Raw genomic sequence first — 17,860 nt, forward strand, 5'->3', positions numbered from 1 at the left:
CCTTGCGCATTCGCCCCCGATCTTGTCGCCCCGGGGGTGAGTGTGCTTGTAAAAAAATCACTCAGCGGGCATCGGGCCCCTGTCCGGCGGGAACCCCTGCTCGCCGGGGAATCGGCGCCGCAGAGCCAGGTATTCCGTCGGGGTGTGGCCGGTGAAGTCCTTGAACTCCCTGCTGAGGTGGGCCTGGTCGAAGTAGCCCGCCGGGTGAGCGAGCTCCGACCAGTCGACCGGGCGCAGGGCGTCTACGGACAGGATCAGCCGCGCAAAGCGGTATATCCGCGCCACGCGCTTCGGGGTGACCCCGACATGAGATTTGAACTGCGTGGCCAGGTGGTTGCCACTCACCCCGGCGGCATCGGCCAGCGCACCGACCGGGACCGCGCCGTGGAACGTCTCCACAAGCCCGCCTGTGTGCAGTACCAGGTCGAGACCGCGCGACGGTGCCTCGGCAAGTCGCGATCGCAGCTCGTCCTCCAACACCCGCAGTGTCTCGGTGGCCGATGCGATGTCACCGACCTGGTTGCGAATCCGGTCCAAGGACCGTTGCCAGACGGCGTCGACCGGCACCCATCGGTCCCGCAGCTCGGTCGCTGGCAGGTCGACGAACGGCGAAATCCCCCAAGGCTTGAAGTGCACCCCGACGAGCCGCACCCGGGTGGGGTACTCGACGAGGAAACGCCTGGTCCATACACCCATGAACCACCCATCGGTAAACACTGCCGGCGGCACCGAAGGGTCGGAGTCCCACAGACGGGCGGGTCCGCCCAGGTTGACGAACAGGTGTGCCGACGGCATCGGCGGGACGTTCATCCGGCGGTGGCTCGGCTCCCCGGTCAGGCAGTAGATGTCGTCGATGAACCGGTCGAGCGGCGGGGCGGGCACCCGGCCGACGTATTCCATGGATTCAGTGTGGCCGACGAGGGCCCAGTTCGCGAGGGACGCCTCCGGGCCTGCCAGCGATCGTCTCTCCGCCGCAACCTCGGCCAGTGAAGATCTCTAGCCAGCACCAAGTGACGAGGAATACTACCCCGAGCCAAGGCTGGCTCAGCGTGTGTCGTGCGTGATGGTTTCGATCCAGTAGTCGGGGTTGCGGCCGTAGTCGGGGTTCACGCTCTTCGAATACATCGACTGGTGGAACCACCGCCGACTCCACGGCGAGATCGGCATGATCACCCAGCAGAGAAGGAGGCAACTACCCTCATCACCGGCCTCACCGCAGGCACAGCGTTCAACTAATCCGGCCTCTACAGAAGCCAGGACGATTCAGTGTCGGGCTGTGTGGCGGTGCCGGACCGAGGAACAGATCTCCCGATCAATCGGCTGCTACGAGGCCAGCTCCCGCCCGGCGGCAGGCTGGGTGGCCAGCCGCAGCCGTCCCCGGCCGTTGAGCTTGGCGTTCCGGAGGGCTTTGTCGGCCTCTCTGAGCAGGCCCGCCAGTGTTTTCCAATGGTCGGCATCCGTGGTGGCCAGCCCGGCTGAGGCGGTCACCCCGGCGAGGGCGAGGCCCGATCGGCGGGGGCCGTGCGGGTAACCCGCGTTGATCGTCGACGCGGCGAGAGCGTCCAGCACGGCCCGGGCGGTGCGGTCGGCCTCGGTCGGCGTGGTGTCCAGCAGGAGGGCCAGCAGCTCGTCGCCGCCACTTCCGCCGTACCGGCCGAGCACGTCGCCCTGTCGGGTGCCGGCACGCAGCGCCTCGGACGCCGCCCAGAGCGTGGCGTCGCCGACCGCTCTCCCGTAGACCCGGTTGATGCAGGTGAACTCGTCGAGGTCGAGCACGAGCAGAGCGAGCCGCTTGCCGCGATCCCTGGCGTACCGGAACGCCCGATCTGCCTGCTCGTCCCATCCCCAACGGTTGAGTAGGCCGGTGCGGAAGTCCACCGCCCAGCGACCGACCGGCCGCGTGGGGGCGACCCGACCGACGACTGCCGCCGCCCGGCGGGGCGGGGTGGACTCGTCCGGCGGCCACTGGACCGGTGGCGGGGCGTGCGTCGTAACGAGTTGCATACGACCCACTATCGGCAGTGGCGGCGGTATGAGCGATGGTTTCCCCGTTGCCTCTTGGGAAACGGGCGACGACCCTATTGGCGCTGGTCGGTGGTAAACGTCCGCGCGTCGTCGTATCCGAGCCGGAACCAGCGCACCGCGATCCCGACCTCCACCAGGCGCAGGGTCGCCGAGAGGACCACCCCGAACTGCCCGGAGCCCGCCGGACCAGGTCGAACAACTCGCGGCCGCGATCCGCCGAACAGTTCACTCGCTCACCCGCGCCGGTCACGACCTCCAATTCGAGCACGGTGTCCGCCTGCGCCCCGTAACGGTGCGAGGTGCCACCGACCCCGCCCATCGACAGGGTGCCCCCGATCGTCGTCTCCGGGTAGTCGGTCAGCACCGGTGGGATGAGCCCCTGGGGCACGGTGACCGCCAGCACTCCAGCGAGAGCCCGCCTCGACCACCACCCGATTCCGTCCGGCCAGCCGAATCCGATTCAGCGGGCGCAGGTCGAGCACGATCCCGCCGGCGGCCTGGCTCTGCCCGGTCATCGAGTGCCCGGTTCCGCGGGCGACCACCGGCATCCGGTGCTCGGCGGCCCACCGCACGACCGTGACCACGTCCTCGGCCGAGCCCGGGCGCAGCACCGCGGCGGGAAGCTCGCGGACCACGTGGCCGAAGCCGTCAGCAACCTGGGCACGCGCATCCGGACCGTCAGGAGTTGCCCGTCCAGGCGTGGGAGCGAACCAAAATCCACGGCGCCGGCATCGCGTTCTCCTCACTGCTCGCCTACCGGAGGAACACCATCGGTGGTGGAGAGCCGAGCGCGAATATCGTTGACCCGCGGATCGCCGAGCTCGTCGAGAATGCGCAGCGCGCGTAGCCAGTGATCTTGCGCCTGCTCGCGCTGGCCCGACTCGTGCAGGACCAGGGCGAGGTTGTCCAGGGCGAAGGCCTCGCCCTGGCGGTCCCCGGCCTGCCGACTGATCGCCAGCGACTGGCGGAAATAGTCCAACGCCTCCTGGGTACGCCCCGCCTCCCGAAGCGTCGCGCCCAGCTTCGTGGCGGCGTAGCCCTCGGCGTGTCGGTCCTCGAGAGCGCGGAAGAGTCTCACCGCTCGGCGTAACGTGGCCAGCGCCTGATCGACCTCGCCGCGCACCCGGTGGAGGTCGGCGAGCCCGGCCAGACACAGCCCCTTGCCCAGCAGATCGTCGGTTTCCTCGAAAAACACCAGCGAGTTCTCGTAGTACACCGTGGCCCGCTCCAGCTCCCCCGCCGCCTGGTGGGTCGTGGCCAGCCCGTAGCTGGACCAGGCGCGCCCCCAGTCGTCGTCGAGCTGCTCCCGCACTATGAACGACTCGCGCAGGTGGGAGAATGCCTGGTCGAACTTGCGCAGGTCGCAGTAGGCGATTCCGAGGTTGTTGCGCACCCATGCCTCGGCCCGTCTGTCCCCGATGCGCTGGGTGGACAGCAGGGCCACCTCGTGTGCGTCGATCCACGCGGCCCATCGCTTGCGCAGGTGGAAATAGTCCCAGTTGGTGACGGGCAATTTCCAGGCCAGCGCGGCGAACCCGTGGTCGTAGGCCAACCGGCTGGCGGCCACCAGGTTGTCGCATTCCAGCTCGCACCAGTTCAACGCTTCCCGGTAATCGGTGAACTGTTCTGGCTCTGTTTCAGGACAGGGGCCTTCGACCAGTGGGGGATGCCAGGCGGGGGCCAGCAGCTTGTTGGCGGCGGTGGCCGAACGGAGGTACCAGCTGACCAACCGGCCCACCGCCGCCTTGCGCGACTCGGCCGATTCCTCGGCCTGGGCGCGCTCCCGGGCGTAAAGCCAGAGCAGGTCGTGGAAGCGGAACCTGGTGGCCGCGACTTCGCTGACCAGGTGCATGCTGCTCAACGTGTCCAGCCAGCGTCGTACCTCGCGCGGTGTGGAATTGAACAGGGCGGCCGCGGCACCGACACTGAACTCCGCGCCGCCGTGCAGGCCCAGCAACCGGAACAGGCGGGCCGCTTCGGTCGGCAAGGCGCGGTACGACCAGGAGAACACCGACCGGACCGCAGTGGTGGCGTCGTCCTCGACCGACAGCGCGTCCAGCCTGGTGCGGGCGCTGGCCAGGTCCTGCGCCATGTCCGTGAGGTGCCGACGTGGCCGGCTGCCCACCCACTCGGAAGCCACCCGCAGCGCGAGCGGCAGGTAGGCGCAGTGCGCGGCGAGCGCCTCCACCGCCTCTGGCTCGCTGTCCGCCCTGGTCGCGCCGATCCGACGGCGGAGCAGGGTGATGGCCTCCGGCTCGGGCAGGGGTTCCAGCACGACCCGGCGCGCGCCCTCCCTGGCGACCAGACCGGGCAGGGAACGCCGGGAGGTCACGATCACCAGGCAATTCGGTGAACTCGGCAGCAGCGGCCGGACCTGGCGCACCGAGTAGGCGTTGTCCAGCACCAGCAGGACCCTTTTCCGGTCGAGGATCGTCCGGAACAGCGAAGCCCGACTCTCCATGGTGGTGGGGATCGAGTCCAGCGGGACGTTCAGCGCTCGCAGGAATGAGTCGAGGACCTCCGTCGGTTCGATCGGTTCGTTGCTCGGGTCGTAACCACGCAGGTTCGTGAACAAACTCCCGTCCGGAAACCGATCCCGCACCTGATGCGCCCAGCGCAGCGCGAGCGCGGTCTTGCCCACTCCGGGTGCTCCGCTGACCACCACGACGGTCGATCCGTCGGCCAGAAAGGACTCCATCAGGCGCAGCTCGCGGTCCCGGCCGACGAAGTCCGCGCCCTCGGCCGGGAGTTGCGAAGGCAGGAAGGTCATTAGCCCCCGCTGCAGGCGCGGAACCAGGCCGAGCAGCTGCCCCCCGGTGCCGAGCGCGGCGTCGCAGGCCCGCGCCAGCTCGTAGGTCGGGGGCTTGTCACCGTTCTCGATCTTGCTCAGGTAGCCTTTGCTGTAGGAGACCTTGCGGGACAGTTCGGTGAGCGACATCCCCCGGTCGGTCCGAACCTGCCGCAGCGCGCGACCGAAGGACGGCCGCCTACCGTCGCTCCGCCGTCGACCCGAGTCTCCTGCGCCGGTCGTCACCTTATCGACAACTTCCGTCCTATCACCTGTCATGTTGAGAGGCGGATACAAACCCACGAACTTGGGTTTTCCCTACCCTATCCAGCCAGGGGTCCGGCAAAGTCGATCATCCTCGTGACGGGGTGGCTCTGTTGATCACGTGAGTGTCGGATTCGCATGACCGTGGAGGAGAGCCGTTCCCCTGTGTCATCGTACCCTATTCTTGCTGGGTTGAATCGTGTGCCGCGGTTGGGGGAGGTTGGTCCTGATCATGTAAGAGACTCCGGTGCTTGATCAGCCTGGTGGTCCTGGGATTGCATGAGCATCCCGGATGGTGCGGTGGGGGCGTCGAAAGTCGGTCTGAGGGAGAGCCTCGTACCTCTGATTGCCACCGCTAGTCTGGCCACGATGCCCCGGATGAGGGAAGTTGGGTCGGCCCTGGTAGGGGCCGGACCCGGTTGCCTCACCCCCGGCGGACCCACGGCGAAAGCGCCCTCGATCACCAATCGGCCGGTAAGAACTCCCTGGTCAGCCGCCATCCTTCTGCGTAGTGCCCCGCCGAGAGCGCCCGGATCATGGGAAACACCAACGCCTGAACGCTGGCACCCGAAGACCTCTACCGGTTGGCTGTTGGTGGTCTCGTTCACGCCACGCCCGACCGCCCGCGAACCCGGAGTTCGGCCGATTCGGCCCAGCTCGCCGAGCCGGATGCCAGACGGTGGATTTCGGTGTGGAATCGGTCAGTCGTCGCGGAGTGTGCGGAACTCGTCGATCAGCACGGGATACTGCTCCCCACCGTGTCCGGCGGCGATCGAGCGGTCGGCCATCGCCTTGATCAACTTGGGCAGTTCGGCGTTGACACCCACCGCCTCGCTCTCCTCGATCAGGTGTGCCATCGCCCGCGCGTCGGTCTCCAGGGCCGACACCTCCGCCGGAAAGGAGCCGCTGTCGATCTGCTCGGCATACCCAGGCAGCCATTCGGCCACACCGGCGGCGATCTGCCGCGCGAACGGCGCATACGTCGCGGCGTCGACACCGGCCGTCCCGAGCAGGGCAGTGCCCTGGAGCCAGGCGTTCAGGACGCTCCACATCATGGCCAGGCCTGCCACGTCGTACAGGGACGCCAGCCCATGGTCCGCACCAAGGTAGGTGACGGTGCCGAGCGCGCCGAGTGTCGACCTGTGTGCCTCGAAGTCCGACCGCGGCCCGCTGTGCAGGATCACCGCCTCGGTGGTCCCGATCGCCCGCGGGATCGCCATGATCGCCCCATCCAGGTAACGGGCACCGCGCTGCTCGGCCCACCGGGCGGCTTCCCGAGCCTGGGCCGAGCTGCCCGAGGTCAGGTTGATCAACATCGTGCCGTTCAGCTCGATGCCAGTCCCGCCGAGCAGCTCGCGCACGGCCTGGTAGTCGGTGACGCAGATGATCGTCAGGGAACCGGCCTCGAGCGCGTCGCCCACCGTTGGCGCCAGCCGTGCACCCTCCGCCACCAGGTGGTCGGCCTTGGAGGTCGTGCGGTTCCACACGGTTGTGGGATGCCCGGCTTTCAGGAACGCGCCGGCGAGTGCCTGGCCCATCAGTCCGAGTCCGATGACTGCCACGGGTGTGTCGGTGCTGTGGTTCATGGGAGCATCGTCAACGTTGATACCGGTGTGAAGGTCAAGCGAGGTTTCGGTGCGGATCGGGGAACTGAGTCGCCGGACGGGCGTCAACGCCCACCAGTTGCGCTACTACGAAGCCCAGGGCCTGCTGGAGGCGGACCGCGGAGCGAACGGTTACCGCGAGTACGGCGAGACCGCCGTACTGCGGGTGCGGCAGATCCGGCACCTGCTCGGAGCCGGTTTGTCCTCCGACGACATCGCGTACCTGCTGCCCTGCGCGGTGGGAGAGGCCCCGGAGCTGCCCGGGTGTCCCGAGTTGCTGGCCGCGATGCGGTCACGGCTGCGACGACTGGACGAGCAGCTGGACAGGCTCGCTCAGTCCCGCGACGCTCTTGCCCGCTACATCGGTGCGGCCGAGCGAATGGGCAGCGAGAGCTACCCACCCTTCGACGATGCCGAACAGCAGGCCGCCCCCGCGTGAGCAGCGCGAACACCAGTCGGAGCGGCCTTCTCGGTTGCCCGGCGGTGTGCGGTCCAGTACCGACTGGTTGTGGCCACTGAGTGGCCAGGCTCCAGCATTCCGGCCGATGGCCGTGCGCCACCCACACGCGCTGCCGTGCCGATCCGGAAGTCCCGTGTCGGGCTAGGGAGCCGTCGCGGGTTCCCGTTCTCGGAGTTCCGGCAGGGGATGGGCGTGGATGACGTGCAGGTTGCTGACGGCTCGGGTCAGGGCGACGTAGAGGCGCTGCAGACCGCGGTGTTCCGCTCGGGCGATGCGGGCCGGTTCGACGACGAGGACGATGTCGAACTCGAGTCCCTTGGCGAGGCTGACCGGCGTGAGAGTGAGACGTTCTGCCTGGAGGCTTGCTCCGTTGCTGCCCAGGACGGTGTGTCGGAACCCGCTGCCGGACAGGGCGCGATGGAGTTCGGGGATGTCGCCGTCGACGGCGGTGAGTCCGACCGAACCCTCCCCGGCCAGCGCGGTCGCACAGGCCGTGACGGTCGCCGCGATCGTCTCCTCGGGCGTGGTTCGGGTGAGGCGCAGGGCGTCAGCGGAGTGGCGGAACGACGCCGGGCGGCGTAGCTCCGGGGTGATGTGTGGCAGGAGCCGGGCGGCGTAGTCGATGACCTGGGCTGGTACCCGGTAGCCGCGAGTCAGTTCCTCGACCTGGCCGTCCGGCCTGCCGAGGTGCGTGAGCACCGTCGCCCAGCCCTGGACGGCGGCGGGCTGCTGAACGACACCCCACGAGCCAGCACGTTCCACCACCTGCTGTACACCACGCCGACCCTGATGGCCCGCCTGACCGGGTACATGCTCGACCGGGAGCGAGACCTCGCCGACGAGCTGCTCACCTCCGGCGGGCTGAGCGACGAGTTCGTCGCACGCCTCGTGGCCGCGCAGGTCTTCGGCACGCAGCGCATCCTCGCCAACCACAACGCCAGGGACATCCGCGCCGGACGCAGCGCCGACGACACCTACCCCGCGGCGGTCGCCCGTGCCGAGACGGCCTTCGACCTCCTGGAGAACGGTCTGGCGACCTACGTCGGCTAGGCCCAGCCATGGGGCCCGTGCCGGCCGGCGAACCGTCGCGGAGGCGAGGTCCGGCTCGCGTGCGGCAGGGTCAGGGACGGCGTCCCACGAAGCAGAGGAACTCGGTCTGCAGGTCGGTCCCGGCCGGTGGGGGTGTCCTGGGGCCGAACGCCCACGGCTGCCGGAACAGCTGGTCGAGCGGCTTCAGCAGCTCGAAGACGTGCGCGACGACGTCGGGCTCGAGCCGCTCGTCGAGATTGGTGGCCCTGGCCAGGTCCCAGGTGTGGATGAGCGGGTCCTCGGGGCGCAGCTCGACGATGGTGGCGAAGGGCTGCTCCCCCATCGGCATGGGCAGCGGGACGTCCGCGCAGTCGGGATCGTCGATCGCCGCGGTCAGCCCGTCGCCGATCTCCCGCCACGCGGCCGCGAGGTCGGCGTCGGGCGCCACCGCCGGTATCGCCCCGATCTCGGCGACGTCGACACCGTGCAGCGGGAGCGGTTCCGTCCTGGTCACCGCGGCGAGCATGCGCCGCTGCTCGTTGACGACGTGCGCGACCACGTCCCGCGCCGTCCAGCCGGGACACGGGGTCGGGGCGGACCAGCGGCCCGCCGGAACGGCCTCGACGCGGGCCAGGAAACCCGCGGCGGTTCGCCGGAACCGGTCCGCGGCAGGGGAAAGTGACATGGTGGATCAACCTTCGACTGTCCGAAAGGATTCAGGGGGCAACGGACCGGTCGTCCAGCACCCGGGTGAGTCGGCGGAGGACATGGCTGCGCCAGCCGCCGTTCATGATGCGCCGGGAGAGCTGGTGCGTCGGGTTGTCCGGGTCGAACCCGGTGTGCTCAAGCACCATCCTGGTGCCCCGGCCCTCCGGTTGGAGGTTCCAGGTGACGGTGGTGCTGAACGAGTCGACATCCGCGGCGTCGGCCCAGCTGATGCTCAACCGCTCGGGGCGGAACGAGCTCGAGGACCTCGCACGCCACCACGCCGGAGAAATCCACGGGTCCGATGGGGACCGACCGGAGGGTGAATCGGTGTCCCACCCTGGGCACGAAGTCGTTGGGCATGAGCCACCGTTCGATCAGTTCCGGCGTGGTGAGGACGTGCCACACGCGCTCGACCGGATGCGGGAAGAACTGGTCGACGCGGATGCTCGTCAGGTCGTCGGTCACGGTTCGCGGACTTTCCTCCGCTCCTTGTCGCCGAGCTCGTCCAGCACGTCACCCATGCTGGCAAGCCGGTCCCGCCAGAAGCGTTCGTACGGCGTGAGCCACTGCCGCAGTTCGTACAGTGGGCCCGGGTTGACGGCGTAGTAGCGGTGCCGGCCCCGCTTGGTCTCGGTGACCAGACCGGTGTCGCGGAGGACCTTGAGATGCTCGGACACGCTGGGCCGGGCCATGTCGAAGCGGGAGGCGATGTCGGACACCGTCCGCGGGCCGTGCAGCAGCAGATCGAGCACGTCGCGCCGGGTGGGGTTGGCGAGTGCTCCGAACACCTGGTCGGTCGACGAGTCCTTGGCGCGAAGCGGCACGACAACCTCCGTCCCGGGTGTTGCTGTCGCCGCACCACCTTAGCCGCGTTCGACGAGCGCGCGATCACGAAGCGTCGGGACACTCGGCGGCTAGCCGCTCCGCACGGAGGTCGCCGAGAGCACGAAGCCGTTGCCGTCCGGGTCGGCGAAGGTCGCCTGGCGACCCCACGGCATGTCGTGTGGCCCCTCGACGCGCACCCCGTTGGCACGCAACGCCGACACGTCCGCGTCGATGTCCGCCGACTCGAGAATCACCCCCTGTGAGGAACCGGCCGTCGTGCCAGGGAACGGCTCGTGCAACACGATCGACGTCTCCGCCGCCGGGGGCACCACCTCCAGCCACCGGTTCTCACCCATGCGCACGTCCGTGCGCACGTCGAACCCGAGACTGTCCACATAGAACGAGCGAGCGCGTTCCTGGTCGGCCACCAGCACGGTGATCGTCATGATCCGGGAGATCTTCATGCGGTCATGTTAGGTAGGAAAAATCCTACCTGTCAAGCCCTGACCAGAGGCGCCAACGGCGAGGCCGCGCTCGACTCGCTGGAGCACGAGCGCGGCCTCGAGCTCGACCGGACCCACGGGGGCCGGGCCGTCCGCCGCCGAGACGGCGGAGATCCTCAGAGCAGTGAGTTGATCTGCGCGGCGACGAGGTCGATGCGCACGCCCTGGTTCGGGCAACCACCGAAGTGGTGCAACCCGATGACCTTGTGCGTACGCCTCGACAGCACCGGCGAGCCGGACGAGCCGCCCTCGGTGTCGCAGTAATAGCTGATGTCGGACTGCGACGAGCTTCCGTTCACCCGCACCGCGCGCACGGCGCAGTAGCCGCCCCCGTTGCGGTCGTCGCGTAGGGAGAGCTTGTTGAGCTTCCCGGCGGGGTGACCGCTGACGTACATCTCCTCACCGACCGCGGGCACCCGCGCGTCCAGCTCCAGGTAGCCGAACGAGCTGATGGCCGTGAAGTTGTTCACGGTGAAGAGGGTGTAGTCGAGCGCGGAGCTCGTTCGCAGCACGGACTCGGCGAGCACCTTCGTGACCGGGGCGGACGAGCGGCCGCCGCAGGTCGGGCACCGGTAGTTGAACCACACCTCGATACCGGCCGTGCTGGTGAAACAGTGGTTGTTGGTCAGCAGCCGGTTGTTGGGGCCGACCCGCCACGCCGTGCACAGGGAGCGGCCGTTGCGCAGCAGCTTGGCCACGGACTTCGTGCGACCGAACTCCGTCGGGTTGCTGGACTGGTAGCAGACGGCGTCCCGGTAGTCGTTCGTGCCGCAGATGCTCTGCGGCGTGATCTGCGCGTCCAGCTCGGCCTCGGTGTAGCCGCGCGTGATCTTGTCGATCCGCACCCGGCTGGCCGGGCTCGTGACGCTCACCACGGCCCTCTCGCCGGTGATCGACATGGACCAGAACCCGGTCGCGTCGATCGTCGCGGTCAGCGAGGATTCCAGGTCGCGCGTGTAGGTGTACTTCTCGGTGCCGGCCGGATTCGACACGGTCAGAACGTCGCCGCTCTTCAGGCGCACGTCGGTGAAGTGAATCTTGATGTACCCGGATCCTGGCCGTTCGAGCGTCGTCGAACGGGTCGTGCCACCCACCTGAACCGAGAGCGATTCCTCGGTTCCGATTTCCTGCGACTGCGGCGCTCGGGCCTGCGCAGGTGTAGGTGTCGTGGTTGCGGGGACGACTGTCAACGGAAGGGCAATAGCAATTGCCGCGAGGAGTTGCAGGGGTTTCCTCATACCCTTTGATACTCCCGGAATCACCCGATCGTGTCAGCCCGCCGAAAGTCGGCAATTGCGGAATCAGAGCAGGTTGCCCATCTCGGTCGTGCCTGCTTCTCGACACGGTTCCCGCACGCGCCGGGTCGCCGACGACGTACGCGATCTGACGTACGGAGAGATGGTCGTCCGAGCGGACGAGCCGGCGGCCCGGCCGGTCGAGCATGGACCGCGTCGACCCGAACCGACTCACCGCGAGGTAACGACGATGTCCCACACCGCCACCACGAGCCGCCCGCGCAGACTCGGGGGCGGACCCGCAGGGCCGTCCTGGTGCTGCGCATCCTGTCCGCGGCGGCGTGGTTCGGCATCGACCTCGCGCTGGGCATCCTGGTGGTCACCGCACTCGGCGCCGAGTCACCGCGGACCGCGGGCACGGCCGTGCGGGCGAGAGCTGCAGAAGGTGCTGCCCGGCCCGAACGCCGGGACGCTGGCCGCGGCCTTCGGGGCACCCGCCGGCACCCCGGGCGTCGAGGTCGTCGCCGGCACCGGGCACGCCGTCGTCGTGGTGAGCGCCTACCTGGTGGCATTCTGTGTCCTCGGCGGGTGGCTGCTGCACCGCCGGGACATCGTCTGAGTGGTGCCCGACGTCGCCGGGGAGGTCCGGGCGAGCGAGAACGCCGAGGCCCCGGTCGCGCGGGCGGGCTGGGTGCGGCCGCTCCGCTCGCTGCGGCCGCCCGTGCCGACATCGTGCTCGCCGGGGCGCTCGGGGTGATCGGCGTGCCATCCGGCAACAGCTCTATGAGGAGCGGCTGCGAGTCGCGCAGGAGGTGCACGACGTCGTGGGCCACGGCCTCGCGATCAAGATGCAGGCCGACGTGGCGCTGCACCTGCTGGCGACCAAGCCCGAGCAGGCCGAGCGGGCGTTGACCGCCATCAGCCGCACCAGCACCGAGGGGCTCGACGAGGTCCGCGGCACGCTGGCCGTCGTGCGCGGGGTCGACCCGGACCGGGCACCCACTCCCGGCCTGGCCCGCCTGGACGACGCCTACCAGTCGGGCCTGACGTCCTGACCATTCCCGATGCGCGGCGGGAACCGATTTTCGTGACGGATTCACCGCTGGCGAGACAAGGGATGAACGGCACGCCCCTCGGGCTAGTGTTGGGCCATGCTGGTAGGGCGGAACCCGGAGCGCGCCAGGATCCACCGCCTTCTCGTCGACGCGGCGAACGGACGCAGTGGCGCCCTGGTCGTTCGCGGTGAGGCGGGAATCGGAAAGTCCGTGTTGCTCGATGACGCGGCCTCGACGGCCGGGACCATGCGGGTGCTGCGCGGCACGGGCATCGAGTCGGAAGCCGAGCTCCCCTTCGGCGTGCTGCACCAGCTGCTGCTCCCGTTCCTCGATCGGCTCGACACGCTGCCGGTACCGCAGGCCGCCGCGCTGAGCGCCGCCTTCGGGCTCGTCGAAGGGCCCGACACCAACCGATTCCTGATCGGCGCTGGCACGCTGACCTTGCTGGCCGAGCTGGCCGACGACGAGCCGTTGCTGTGCCTGATCGACGACGCGCAGTGGCTCGACCAGGGCTCCCTCGACGCTCTCCTGTTCGCCGCGCGGCGGTTCCAGACCGACCCCGTGGCGATGGTGTTCGCCGTACGGGACACCGCCGTTCCCTTCGGCACACCCGGAATCGACACGCTCCGGCTCACCGGGCTCCCCCGCTCGGCATCCGCCGCCCTGCTCGACGAGCGGTCCCCCGGGCTGAGCGCCCCGGCCAGGGAACGGGTGCTGGACGAAGCACACGGCAACCCGCTTGCCCTCATCGAGCTGGGAGCCGCTCAGGGGCTCGGGCACGCCGATCCGACCGAGCAGGTGGCACCACTCCCGGTCACCGGTCGGGTCCAGGAGGCGTTTCGCGCCCAGATCGCCGGGCTTCCCGGGGCCACGCGAGCTCTGCTGCTGACGGCCGCGGCGGACGCCGGCGGGGATCTCGACCTGATCCTGCGAGTCGGCCGCACGCTCGGCGCGACGGCGGTCGACCTGGCACCGGCCGAGCACGCGCACCTGGTCACACTCTCCACGAGCCGGCTCGTCTTCCGGCACCCCCTGGTCCGCGCCGCCGCCTACCAGAGCGCACCGCACCACCAGCGGATCGCCGTGCACAGGGCCTTCGCGCACGAGCTGGCCCTCGCGGGGGACGTGGGGGCCGATCGGCGGGCGTGGCATCTCGCGGCGGCGACCACCGGGCCCGACGAGAGCGTCGCCGCGGAGCTCGAACGAACCGCGCTACGGGCGCAGCACCGCGGGGGCGCGATGGCCGTGTCCGCCGCCTACGACCGCGCGGGCCGGCTCAGCACGGACAACGAACGCAAGGCCCGGCGCCTCGGCAAGGCCGCGCAGGCCGCCTACGACGCCGGCAAGCCGGACCGCGCCGTCCGGCTCGCGGCCGAGGTGGCATCGCTCACCGAGGACCCCAGCATCCTCGCGGACGCCCTCAGCCTGCGGGCGCAGGTGGAGTACGAACGGACGTCCCCGGCCGTGGACGCGACACTGGCGCTGGACGCGGCCGAGCTCGTGCCGCGCGGCGACCCCGAACGGGCGGTGCTCATCCTCACCGAAGCGGTCTGCGCCGGCCGGAACTCCTGCCGGCTCGACGTCGTCGCGCACGGCGTTCGGCGGCTGCGCGCCCTGCGCCTGCCCCCGGACTCCGGCCTGTGGTCGGTGGTCGAGGCGCAGATCGGGTGGGGCGAGATGTTCGCCGGACGTCCCGGGAGGGCGGTCGGCCCCATGGCGGCGCACCTGCGGGCCGCGCGCGCGGGTCCCCTGGACCATCTCCATCGGATCATCGCCGGGTTCAGCGGGCTGATGCTGGGCGACGACGAGGCGACCATCGCGGTGATGAGCGCGACGCTGACCGACGCGCGGGCGACCGGTGCCCTGACGTGGATTCCGTACTCCCTGGAGGTCCTCGCACTGGGCCACCTGATGCGGGGCAGGTTCGTCGACGCGGACGCCAGCGTGGCGGAAGGCGTGCCGATGGCCGAGGAGCTCGCCATGGACACCGAGCTCCTCGTGCTGAAGGCCGTCTCCGTGTGGCTGGCCGGGGTACGCGGTGACGAGCGCGGTTGCCGGTCGCTCACCGAGGAGGTGTTGCCGCGGCTCGACACCCGCCACCCGCTGGGCGCCGCGCTCGCCCGCTGGGGGCTGGGCCTGCTCGACCTGGCGGCGGGACGGTGCGACGACGCACTCCGCACGCTGGAGGACGTGTGCGCCGGCCCTGCCGGGCGTGACGTCGTCGTCCGCGCCGTCCCCGACCTGGTGGAGGCTGCGGTGCGCACCGGCGACACCGACCGGGTCCTGGACCGTCTCGCCGACTTCGACCACTGGGCCGAGCACGTGGACTCGCCCGTCGCGCTGGCGCTGTCCCTGCGCTGCCGCGCGCTGCTCGCCACCGGCGACACCGCCGAGGAACACTTCTCGGCCGCGCTTCGCCTCCAGCACGCCCACGCGGGGCCCTTCGACCTGGCTCGAACCCGGCTCCTGTACGGGGAGTGGCTGCGCCGTCGCCGGCGGCGCGGCGACGCGCACAGCCACCTCGCGCCCGCGTTGACCGCCTTCGAGCGCCTCGAGGCGCTGGGGTGGGCCGAGCGCGCCCGCACCGAGCTGGCCGCGCTCGGCGAGCGGCCCGTCGCCCGGCCACAGGCGAAGAATCCGCTCCAGCGGCTGACACCGCAGGAAGTACAGGTGGTGCGGCTCGCCGCGTCCGGATACAGCAACAAGGAAATCGGGGCGCAGCTGTTCCTCAGCCCACGAACGGTCGGGCACCACCTGTACAAGGCCTATCCCAAGCTCGGCGTCAGCAGGCGAACCGAGCTCGCGCGACTCGAGCTGTAGTCGAGGAACGATCCGGCCCGGTAACCAGGTCGGTGGAGGCCAGTCATTCGACCGATGCGAGTGCCGCGCCCCGCTGCCTAGCGTTTCGAGCGACCCGATTCCCCGACCTGGAGAGACTGAAATGTTGCTCGAGAACAAAACCGCGGTCGTCTACGGCGCCGGCGGGAGCATCGGAAGCGCGTTGGCCAAGGGGTTCGCCGCGGAGGGCGCCCGTTGTGTCCTCGTCGGCCGCACACCCGGCACGCTCGACGCGGTCGCCGAGGAGATCCGCGCGGCCGGTGGTCACGCCGAGACCGCCGTGCTCGACGCCCTCGACGAGGCGGCCGTCAACGACCACGCCGACACCGTCGCGGCCCGCACCGGGAGCCTCGACATCTCCGTGAACGTCATCACCCAGGACGCGATCTTCACGCCGCTCGCCGACATGCCCGTGGCGGAGTTCGCACGGGCCATCGAGAAGGTCGCGGCGTCCCAGCTGCTGACCACCAAGGCCGCCGCCCGGCACATGGTCAAGCAGGAGTCCGGGGTGATCCTGTTCTTCGGCGGATCCGACCACAACCAGAAGCAGCCGGGTCTCGGCACGGTCCAGATCGGCATGGACGTGGTCGAGTCGCTGCGCCGGCAGTGGGCGTGCGAGCTCGGCGAGCACGGGGTACGCGTGGTCACCCTTCTCACCGGCGGGATCCCGGAGTCGTTCCCCGACATGCCCGAGATGGAGCCACAGAAGCAGGCGATCGCGGACGCGACGCTGCTCAGGCGGGCGGCCACACTGGCCGACGTGGGCCAGGTCGCCGCCTTCGTCGCCTCCGACCGTGCCCGCACGATGACCTCGACCCAGGTCAACATCTCCTGCGGGGCACACGGGGACTGAGCGGCACGCGTTTCTCGTGGAGCACGGGGCGCGCCCACGCCGGTGGGCGCGCCCCTGTCACGCCACGCCGTCCCGCCCGTGCCGGGTGCGGCGTACCAGGTCCGCGGCCGCGTCCGGCCAGCGCGGGAAGTCGAAGGAGAAGCCGACGCCGAGGAGCCGGCCGGGCACGACCCGCCGGCTCTTGAGGAGGAGCTCGGTGTCCGAGCGGATGACGAACGCGCCGAGCTCGGCCATCCACCTGGTCGCGGGCAGGCCGAACGGAACGCCCGCCGCGGCGCGGAGGGTGCGCATGAGCTCGCGCTGCGGCACGGGGTGGGGTGCGGCGAGGTTGACCGGCCCGCGCAGGTCGTCGCTGTCCAGGTTGTCGCTGTCCAGCAGGAACTCGACCGCGCGGACCATGTCCCGGTCGTGGATCCAGGAGACGAACTGGGCCCCACCGGCGACCGGCCCGCCGAGGCCGAGCCGGACCATCCGGAGTAGCACGTCGAAGACGCCGCCGCGCCCGGGGCTCATCACCATGGCCGTCCGGAGCGCGACCTTGCGGGTGTGCGGCGTGGCGGCCTGTTCCTGTGCCTGCTCCCACGCCCTGGCGATGTCGACGCTGAAGGCCCAGTAGTCGGGGACGTCCAGCTCGGCGCCGCCGATGATGCCGGTCTCCTCGTCGTTGGGGGCGTCGAAGCGGTGCGCGTAGATCGTGGCGGTGCTCATCTGCAGCCAGACCCGCGGCGGGCTGGCGGCCCGCTCGATCGCCGCGCCCACGGCGCGCGTGGAGTCGACCCGCGAGTCCATCATCTCCCGCAGGTTGGCCGCCGTGTAGCGGCAGCTCACGCTGCGGCCAGCCAGGTTGATCACCGCGTCACTGCCGTCGATCTCCGCGGCCCACGCGCCCTGGGTGCGGCCGTCCCAGTGGACGTGGCGGACACCGTCTCCGTTCTCGGGACCGGGCCGGCGGCTCAGCACCACCACCTCGTGACCGGACTCCGCCAGGGCCCGGCCCAGGAACCTGCCGATGTGCCCGGTGCCCCCGGGTATCACGATCTTCATGGACGTCCCTCTTCCCCCGCCGGGCGTGACCGTAGCACCGTGCTCTCACGGTCTGCGGGTGACGTCGGCGAGGCCGCGGGACCGTTCGGGGCGGTCGCTGAAGGGGTCGGCGCCGTCCGGCCGCCATTCGGGAGCCAGCCGAGTCCGGGTTCGACCAGGTCCATGCCGGTGAAGAACGCGGTGATGTTCGGTTCTTCCGGAGACGGTCCCCCTGGCCCGTGACGGGACGGGAACCACCCCGGAACACCGTGTCACGACACCGGACGACCGAGGGTGCGAGCGCTACCGGAGGGGGTGCTCGACGACGAGCGGCTCGGGAGCCGACAGCCGCCATGCCTCGTACAGCAGCTCGGTGAGCTCGGCCACGTCGATTCCGCGCAGGTGCACCACCACCCAGCCGAACCCGCCGGTGGTGAACTGCACCTCGAACACGTCCGGGCGCTCGGAGACCAGCGCCAACTGCTCGGACAGCGTCTGCTTCAGCCCGACGGTCTCCGTCCGCGGCCAGTGGTAGCCGAACCGCTTACCGCGCACGCTGAAGGCCGTGTAGTCCCGTGCCGACGACCGCTCGACCTCCGCGAGCCGGTCCACCAGCCGGAGGAACTGGCCGCTCGATACACCCATGCCCG

General features: G+C 70.1%; 20 protein-coding genes and 2 pseudogenes. 7 read left to right on the forward strand and 15 right to left on the reverse strand.

Annotated features, from left to right (window positions below; translation table 11 throughout):
• Nucleotides 1–57 precede the first annotated feature (57 nt).
• The 6 genes and pseudogenes from BM051_RS02265 to BM051_RS02290 form a co-directional block, all read right to left on the reverse strand.
• The gene (locus BM051_RS02265; RefSeq protein WP_092527157.1) at nucleotides 58–900 is read right to left on the reverse strand and encodes a helix-turn-helix domain-containing protein; all 843 of its coding nucleotides are present in this window, start codon (nucleotides 898–900) and stop codon (nucleotides 58–60) included.
• A 423-nt stretch (nucleotides 901–1,323) separates the two neighbouring features.
• Nucleotides 1,324–2,004, reverse strand: a complete 681-nt coding sequence (locus tag BM051_RS02270; protein WP_092527159.1) for a GGDEF domain-containing protein — start codon at nucleotides 2,002–2,004, stop codon at nucleotides 1,324–1,326.
• 250 nt (nucleotides 2,005–2,254) lie between these two features.
• Nucleotides 2,255–2,428 (reverse strand): annotated as a pseudogene (locus BM051_RS30585) (FAD-binding protein); the annotation flags it as partial.
• Nucleotides 2,429–2,438: 10 nt separating this feature from the next.
• Nucleotides 2,439–2,771 (reverse strand): annotated as a pseudogene (locus BM051_RS30590) (FAD-binding oxidoreductase); the annotation flags it as partial.
• Nucleotides 2,768–5,092: a tetratricopeptide repeat protein gene (locus BM051_RS02285; RefSeq protein ID WP_279587047.1), complete on the reverse strand. Its 2,325-nt coding sequence runs from the start codon at nucleotides 5,090–5,092 to the stop codon at nucleotides 2,768–2,770. The pseudogene BM051_RS30590 and the gene BM051_RS02285, both read right to left, overlap by 4 nt.
• A 686-nt stretch (nucleotides 5,093–5,778) precedes the next feature.
• Entirely contained in the window at nucleotides 5,779–6,663 is an 885-nt protein-coding gene (locus BM051_RS02290; RefSeq protein ID WP_092527167.1) for an NAD(P)-dependent oxidoreductase, read from the reverse strand.
• Between the two features lie 49 nt (nucleotides 6,664–6,712).
• On the opposite strand from BM051_RS02290, the gene BM051_RS02295 reads away from it, so the two are divergent.
• On the forward strand, nucleotides 6,713–7,120 hold the full coding sequence (locus BM051_RS02295; protein WP_092527170.1) for a MerR family transcriptional regulator: 408 nt from the start codon (nucleotides 6,713–6,715) through the stop codon (nucleotides 7,118–7,120).
• Nucleotides 7,121–7,282: 162 nt separating this feature from the next.
• Here the strand turns inward: BM051_RS02295 and BM051_RS29555 are convergent, their stop codons facing one another.
• Nucleotides 7,283–7,840, reverse strand: a complete 558-nt coding sequence (locus tag BM051_RS29555) for an ATP-binding domain-containing protein (protein ID WP_243859506.1) — start codon at nucleotides 7,838–7,840, stop codon at nucleotides 7,283–7,285.
• On the opposite strand from BM051_RS29555, the gene BM051_RS29560 reads away from it, so the two are divergent.
• Complete coding sequence (locus BM051_RS29560) at nucleotides 7,829–8,191, forward strand: hypothetical protein (RefSeq protein ID WP_243859507.1); 363 nt, start codon at nucleotides 7,829–7,831, stop codon at nucleotides 8,189–8,191. The two genes, BM051_RS29555 and BM051_RS29560, sit on opposite strands and share 12 nt — an antisense overlap.
• A gap of 70 nt (nucleotides 8,192–8,261) precedes the next feature.
• On the opposite strand, the gene BM051_RS02305 is transcribed toward BM051_RS29560, so the two are convergent.
• The 6 genes from BM051_RS02305 to BM051_RS02325 form a co-directional block, all read right to left on the reverse strand.
• A complete protein-coding gene (locus BM051_RS02305; protein WP_092527176.1) occupies nucleotides 8,262–8,855 on the reverse strand; it encodes a TIGR03086 family metal-binding protein in 594 nt (197 codons plus the stop codon).
• Nucleotides 8,856–8,886: 31 nt separating this feature from the next.
• A complete protein-coding gene (locus BM051_RS29565) occupies nucleotides 8,887–9,114 on the reverse strand; it encodes an SRPBCC family protein (protein WP_243859508.1) in 228 nt (75 codons plus the stop codon).
• Nucleotides 9,014–9,238 (reverse strand): SRPBCC family protein, encoded by a 225-nt coding sequence (locus BM051_RS29570; protein ID WP_243859551.1) that lies wholly within the window; start codon nucleotides 9,236–9,238, stop codon nucleotides 9,014–9,016. The genes BM051_RS29565 and BM051_RS29570 overlap by 101 nt, the downstream gene beginning before the upstream one ends.
• 101 nt (nucleotides 9,239–9,339) lie before the next feature.
• A complete protein-coding gene (locus tag BM051_RS02315) occupies nucleotides 9,340–9,702 on the reverse strand; it encodes an ArsR/SmtB family transcription factor (protein WP_092527179.1) in 363 nt (120 codons plus the stop codon).
• Between the two features lie 90 nt (nucleotides 9,703–9,792).
• Nucleotides 9,793–10,167: a glyoxalase superfamily protein gene (locus BM051_RS02320; protein ID WP_092527181.1), complete on the reverse strand. Its 375-nt coding sequence runs from the start codon at nucleotides 10,165–10,167 to the stop codon at nucleotides 9,793–9,795.
• A 155-nt stretch (nucleotides 10,168–10,322) separates the two neighbouring features.
• Nucleotides 10,323–11,228, reverse strand: a complete 906-nt coding sequence (locus BM051_RS02325) for a trypsin-like serine peptidase (RefSeq protein WP_166677696.1) — start codon at nucleotides 11,226–11,228, stop codon at nucleotides 10,323–10,325.
• A gap of 658 nt (nucleotides 11,229–11,886) precedes the next feature.
• Between BM051_RS02325 and BM051_RS28900 the strand changes: the two genes are divergently transcribed.
• The 5 genes from BM051_RS28900 (at nucleotide 11,887) to BM051_RS02340 (ending at nucleotide 16,187) form a co-directional block, all read left to right on the forward strand.
• Complete coding sequence (locus BM051_RS28900; RefSeq protein WP_166677697.1) at nucleotides 11,887–12,060, forward strand: hypothetical protein; 174 nt, start codon at nucleotides 11,887–11,889, stop codon at nucleotides 12,058–12,060.
• Between the two features lie 3 nt (nucleotides 12,061–12,063).
• Nucleotides 12,064–12,198, forward strand: a complete 135-nt coding sequence (locus tag BM051_RS30250) for a hypothetical protein (protein ID WP_279587050.1) — start codon at nucleotides 12,064–12,066, stop codon at nucleotides 12,196–12,198.
• Nucleotides 12,199–12,235: 37 nt separating this feature from the next.
• Nucleotides 12,236–12,496 (forward strand): histidine kinase dimerization/phosphoacceptor domain-containing protein, encoded by a 261-nt coding sequence (locus tag BM051_RS29575; RefSeq protein WP_279587048.1) that lies wholly within the window; start codon nucleotides 12,236–12,238, stop codon nucleotides 12,494–12,496.
• Between the two features lie 96 nt (nucleotides 12,497–12,592).
• The gene (locus BM051_RS02335; RefSeq protein WP_092527188.1) at nucleotides 12,593–15,316 is read left to right on the forward strand and encodes a helix-turn-helix transcriptional regulator; all 2,724 of its coding nucleotides are present in this window, start codon (nucleotides 12,593–12,595) and stop codon (nucleotides 15,314–15,316) included.
• Between the two features lie 121 nt (nucleotides 15,317–15,437).
• Nucleotides 15,438–16,187, forward strand: coding sequence for an SDR family NAD(P)-dependent oxidoreductase (locus tag BM051_RS02340; protein ID WP_092527191.1), 750 nt, complete (start codon nucleotides 15,438–15,440; stop codon nucleotides 16,185–16,187).
• Nucleotides 16,188–16,244: 57 nt separating this feature from the next.
• Here the strand turns inward: BM051_RS02340 and BM051_RS02345 are convergent, their stop codons facing one another.
• Both BM051_RS02345 and BM051_RS02350 read right to left on the reverse strand, forming a co-directional pair.
• Complete coding sequence (locus BM051_RS02345; protein WP_092527194.1) at nucleotides 16,245–17,231, reverse strand: TIGR01777 family oxidoreductase; 987 nt, start codon at nucleotides 17,229–17,231, stop codon at nucleotides 16,245–16,247.
• 282 nt (nucleotides 17,232–17,513) lie between these two features.
• On the reverse strand, nucleotides 17,514–17,855 hold the full coding sequence (locus BM051_RS02350) for an MmcQ/YjbR family DNA-binding protein (protein ID WP_092528413.1): 342 nt from the start codon (nucleotides 17,853–17,855) through the stop codon (nucleotides 17,514–17,516).
• Nucleotides 17,856–17,860 lie beyond the last annotated feature (5 nt).

Source organism: Amycolatopsis arida (assembly GCF_900115565.1).
Taxonomy (GTDB): Bacteria; Actinomycetota; Actinomycetes; order Mycobacteriales; family Pseudonocardiaceae; genus Yuhushiella; species Yuhushiella arida.